This is a genomic window from Alistipes sp. An116, assembly GCF_002161005.1.
Classification (GTDB): Bacteria; Bacteroidota; Bacteroidia; order Bacteroidales; family Rikenellaceae; genus Alistipes; species Alistipes megaguti.
In genome coordinates, this window is record NZ_NFLR01000041.1 from 1 (window position 1) to 3887 (window position 3887).

Here is a 3887-nt window from a genome sequence, read left to right on the forward strand (position 1 = left end):
GATGTAGGTCTCGGGAGAGTAGTCGGGCAAGGTGAGGACCTGATAACTGCCCAGATGGGCATAGAGATCGGCCGAGCCGTTCTCGGAATCGATGACGGCAACACGGGACCAGTCGGAGGTCATGCCGTAAGCGATGAGGAGCGAGGAGTAGGTCTTTCCTGACCCCGAGGCTCCAGCCAGTGCCAGCCTCATTTTGGCTGCACGGCGCATGGATGGACGTAATTGCATAAAGCTACAAATTAGATGATGAATAAATAAATACACTCACCATCTGTCTGTTGCTTTTGTTGTTAGTCTGGAAAAATTCCCGACAATCAGCCACAAAAAAAACCTCCCCGAGATTCGCTTTCCATGCCGAACAAGGGGAGGGGTGTTTTACGGGGTGTTTGTATTTGAGCAGTATAAATTATATAAGACAAATTGATATATATTAATTCTTTATTTATTTTGAAGATAGTTTATCAGTTTTGAGAAGCTAAATCCAATCCCGTTAAAATTTGGTTCGAGAATTAGAGAATCAACTAATGCTCTACCAATTCCTTTTTTCAGTTCTTTGGCTATCTGGAAATCATTTAAATCTTTTTGGTGTTTAATATCAGAAAATAACTTATCGACTAATGTGACCACTTCGGTAGATGTTGTACAGAACTTTTTAAGCGGAATTAATATAAAACGAAGATTATTATCCTCATGCATCTTAAATTTATGTGGATGTCCATTTGCAATTAAAATTGCGGGGAGTAAGTCTTCCCTTTCTACATCCTCTCCATTGAAATTATGCCAAGATAATACCTCGTTATAGAAATGTTCTCTATCTGTTCCTCGGATAACAACTGCATCATTTTGAGCGGCAATAGCAGCCATGTTATCGAAATTATCATACATAGATTTACTTAATGGCTCGTACCAGCCATAGTCAAGAAGATATACATAGTAATTTCGATGTGCTGATAATGGAATATTATCTAATGATTGTACATACAATCCCATAAAATTCTTTTTTATTACACAAATATAATACTCTATATTTGAAATTATCTTGCTTTTCAATTTATTTAGTTCCTAACCATTCTATCTCTTACGATAACTATACACGCTGTTGTTTTTCCATTGATTTTCGGTGATGTCATTTTCACCTCGTATCATTTGGCGAGATCGGTCGCTTTTGCGGTTTGTTGAATACCCAAACTGTCGTATATCTTTTGCAGTTCCGTTTTGACTTTGCTCTTTGCGATGGATGCCTGCTTGGCAAAGGTCTCATTTATCATCTTGACAATCTTGCGTTCAACAGGAACAGACCACCGCTTTGTCAACTCCCTGCGGATGTTGCCTACATGATATTTCAACGCCTGTACCTTGTCTGTTCCCAATTCCTCGTAAGCCTGTTTTACCAATGGATATTTAACCGCTATTTGAGCGCATAAATCCTCGTGGCTATCCAACGAAAAGAATGGCTTGGTTGTTTTCAGGCGGTGGTATTCATCGAACAGGTCTTTGAACGTAACCCGTGCGTTGGCCTTACCCTCTATCTTCTCCATAATCTTGCTGAACGTGTGGCGGGTTATCGTATAACCATTTCTCTTTAATTCATCTGTAAGGTTTATATAGGTTCTGTAAATATGCCTGCATATCTTGAAATTGACAATATCCATATTGGCGAGGTTCTTATCCACGACCAGCTTGTTGTCCTCAATCCTTACATATTGTTCGTTGATGTATTTGATTTTCGATAAGGTCTTTTCCCGTACCGTATCGCTCAACTTGTTTATCTCGTCAGCATAACTTACCGCCTCTGCAAGCACTTTCTTTGTAGATGCCACATATTCATCCAATGTTACCTCTCGGCTGTACTTGGTTGTAGAGTAAACGTGAATAATCTCGCCCTTGTATTTGGAATCCCGTAAGCGTCCGCAAATCTGTGTGAACAGCGTGGAAATATCCAACAACGTGTGGGACTTGTTGCCGTCGCTGACAATAAACGTAACGCCGTTCTCGTCGTAAATATCGCAACCCTCAAAGCAGGTCGAGGTGTAAAAGTTTATCTTCTTCACGGGGTCTGACGGCTGATCAATGGGATAGTCCTTGCCTAACTTGCGCTGGTTGCTCTCGCTATTGTCCCCGCTAACCGAACAGACCACTTTAACCTGTTCGGGAGTGAGTTTCGCTATATCTATCACCTTTGCGATGAACTCTACGCTGTTTACAAAGATATGTAGATTGTAAGGCAAATCACTATCCAACACCTTGCGGCACTCCTTAACGATATACTGTGCAGGCTTGGATGTCTGACGGGAACGGATGTTGACCTCCATTAAGTGCGGTCAGTTGATTTCACAAACAGGAAGGTGTTTCAATTCCTCTAACACATACTCTTGTTCAATAGGGGTAGCCGTCATATAAGTTGCCTTATCGAATTTAGCGGCTTCTGCAAGCAAATTCTTAATGGCATTATGACGGAACGAGTAGGAGTTGAATAAGACATGTCATTCATCAACCAGCAGGAAAAGGTCGTTATAAGGGTCGAGACCTGCAGCTTGCAATGCCCTGATGGTTCGTGGCAAGGAATCATATGTAACTGCTATCTTTAATGGAGAATGGTTCTGTGCATAGTCGATGATGTCCTGCTCTTGAATACCCTCGTAAACGCCCAGCACGGAAATATCATCCTTGCGGTAAATGGTCTTGTTCTTGACCAATGCCACATAAGGCATGGCTATAATGGTTGGAATGGAATTGCGGATGGCTAACTCGGTAGCACCGCACCCTGTCTGCTTCTTATTAAATAAGCAGTTTACAGGAATCTCGGTCAGAAAATCTGACAAGTAAGTTGCCCCAGCGGGAGCTTTAATTGTTCAATTTTGATTGGCAATGTTATTTGTAGTCATACTTATAAATGTTTAATTGTTATTTATATCTCTTTATCTGAATCTTCTATCACTGCTATCTTCCATATTTTTTAATCCTGTAATAGTATTTATATAGGAAATATTAATTTCGTACTCAAAAAATGTGGTAATCTTTCATCTTTATAAAGTAAGAGAGTATGCTATCATTAAATGGAATATTCCAATAATGAGAAAATAGCAACAAGTTTTCAACTCTCAAATCTTGCTATCCGTTTCTATTCTGCTTTCCATATTTTTTAATCCTGTAATTGTATTTATAAAGGAAATCTTCATTTCACACTCAAAAAATGTGGTAACAGATAAATGAAGAACAGTTTCAGTAAATGAAAAATGGATTTACCAATCTTGATGGATGAATATTTTTTTAGCGATATTTTTTACACGCAAAAATGCGTGAATAAAAAAACAGGCAAAAAAAGTTTTTCACCACACAAGTTGTGAGAAAAAAATTATCGCCAAAAATCGTGCATCGTTTTTTTGATGAAAAGTTTTTTGCACAAATAAATTGTTCTCACTCTTACATGATGTGTCATTAAAAGTGGCTGTTTTTAGTGAATGCACTTTTTAACGATTCCATATTTTTTGATTCTGAAACTATCTTATTAAAGGGAATGTTCATTTCGCACTCAAAAAATGTGGTAACACAACGCAAAGAAAAGGCAGACGAATCTGCCTTAACAAAAATTATCCCTATTTGAACGGTGGATGTCTTTCGTAGAAAAGTTATGCAAATATATAAAATATTTTACAATAAATCAAATTATTGAATAAATAATTATGAAAATAATTCAGGGGAAATTCGTAATTTTGAAAGAATCATAAACCTCGTTAACTTATGAGTCTCGTATCATTTCCGCTTGACTTCATCAAGCAAGCCTTTCCTTATCTTGAAAAATACTATGAATTTTCGTGCTGGAGCATCAACGAGAATCTTGAAAGGGCTTGTTACGATAATGATTTAGTAGTCGATGTACTGCCGAA

General features: G+C 38.3%; 3 protein-coding genes and 1 pseudogene. All 4 read right to left on the reverse strand.

The window, feature by feature from the left end; all coding sequences use genetic code 11:
• Positions 1-228: pseudogene (locus tag B5E60_RS13465) on the reverse strand (ATP-binding protein); the annotation flags it as partial.
• A gap of 210 nt (positions 229-438) precedes the next feature.
• A complete protein-coding gene (locus B5E60_RS13470) occupies positions 439-990 on the reverse strand; it encodes a hypothetical protein (RefSeq protein WP_087312454.1) in 552 nt (183 codons plus the stop codon).
• 152 nt (positions 991-1142) lie between these two features.
• The gene (locus tag B5E60_RS13475; RefSeq protein WP_239403364.1) at positions 1143-2312 is read right to left on the reverse strand and encodes a hypothetical protein; all 1170 of its coding nucleotides are present in this window, start codon (positions 2310-2312) and stop codon (positions 1143-1145) included.
• A 171-nt stretch (positions 2313-2483) separates the two neighbouring features.
• Positions 2484-2822, reverse strand: a complete 339-nt coding sequence (locus tag B5E60_RS13480) for a hypothetical protein (protein ID WP_239403365.1) — start codon at positions 2820-2822, stop codon at positions 2484-2486.
• Positions 2823-3887 lie beyond the last annotated feature (1065 nt).

Coding starts and splice junctions, on each gene's coding strand:
- B5E60_RS13475 (WP_239403364.1), bottom strand. CDS start 2,312: ATGGAGGTCAACATCCGTTCCCGTCAGACATCCAAGCCTGCACAGTAT.
- B5E60_RS13470 (WP_087312454.1), bottom strand. CDS start 990: ATGGGATTGTATGTACAATCATTAGATAATATTCCATTATCAGCACAT.